1 protein-coding gene is annotated in these 1135 nt (G+C 32.9%); it reads left to right on the top strand.

Annotation, left to right across the window (positions count from 1 at the left end):
* Positions 1-359 precede the first annotated feature (359 nt).
* On the top strand, positions 360-818 hold the full coding sequence (locus AB1349_14560; GenBank protein MEW6558548.1) for a hypothetical protein: 459 nt from the start codon (positions 360-362) through the stop codon (positions 816-818).
* The last annotated feature ends 317 nt before the right edge of the window (positions 819-1135 follow it).

Here is a 1135-nt window from a genome sequence, read left to right as displayed (position 1 = left end):
AGATTCCATCTGAAATAAATGAGCGTTTGATTGTAGAATTATATTCCAAATAAATTTTGGAGAATAAATATCATACACTTTATTACATCCTTGCAGATCTATACGGTACACCCATATTTTTCACTGACAATACGATTGAAATACAAAAAGGTATACCAGAAGTTATTGTAATACATAATTTGATAATACCTTGATTTCGTCCAACTATAGAAGGGAGACGCCCCATCAAAAAGAACAAAATTTGTTTAGTAATGAGATTGTGGATATATATGTTACTTACCTCCTGTATCAATGATTCCACTAATAATTCAAGAATTACTTCCGGTACATGCGTCTTAGATAATAAAGACGCGGCTAAAATGAAAATTACTGGGTTTTCCTTTGCGGTGGGGAAAATCATTACTGTTTCTGATTCTATATCTCCTTTGCCGGATGTCATTATAAGCGTATTTACAAACGAAACCTCAATAATCAGTGCAGCAATTAGTGGCCTTAGCGGTGAAAAATGTCTTCAACGTATTTATCCGCAACATGCAATGTTTCCAAATTACATTGCTATAGATACCACAATAGCCGACACTGCACGTAAAATATTTGATTCTCTTATTGAAGCCCCCGAAACTGGTTATTACGAATTCTCTAATGTAGACAAAAATCAAGTATGGGCAATAAAAACCAGAGAAAATAGATATGCAAAAATATTAATTCTAAACAGCGTTGCACGAACAGATACTTCTGACTCAGGTAGCGTCAGCTATTATGGTCAAGTTACGTTTGATTGGGTATATCAAGCAAATGGCAGTCGGAGTTTTAAATAATCGGTTTTGCATTTTCGATATGGGGAAAATTATGAGATTATTGATAAGTATATTAATTTTAGCCATCCCATATTTTTTTTGCAACACTATATTTTAAAAAGTAGTAACTCGTTTTTTTTAGGAGGATGGTATGAGAACGATTAACGCATGTTTGGTATTAATAGCTTTCTTTGTAAAGGTTTTCGGTGGCTATTTACCAACTTCGGATTTCAAAAAAGCTGTATTTGTATAGTTCTTCTGTGATTGTGCAATTAAAGCCCAACACAATACAAATACCACTAAAAAATAGCTCATATAATTATAAAAACACTTCTGAA

The sequence above is a fragment of the Elusimicrobiota bacterium genome (assembly GCA_040757695.1).
Taxonomy (GTDB): Bacteria; Elusimicrobiota; UBA8919; order UBA8919; family UBA8919; genus JBFLWK01.
The sequence above is the reverse complement of the archived record's forward strand: the minus strand, read 5'-3'. Positions and strand labels throughout refer to the sequence as shown.

Coding starts and splice junctions, on each gene's coding strand:
- AB1349_14560 (MEW6558548.1), top strand. CDS start 360: ATGAAAATTACTGGGTTTTCCTTTGCGGTGGGGAAAATCATTACTGTT.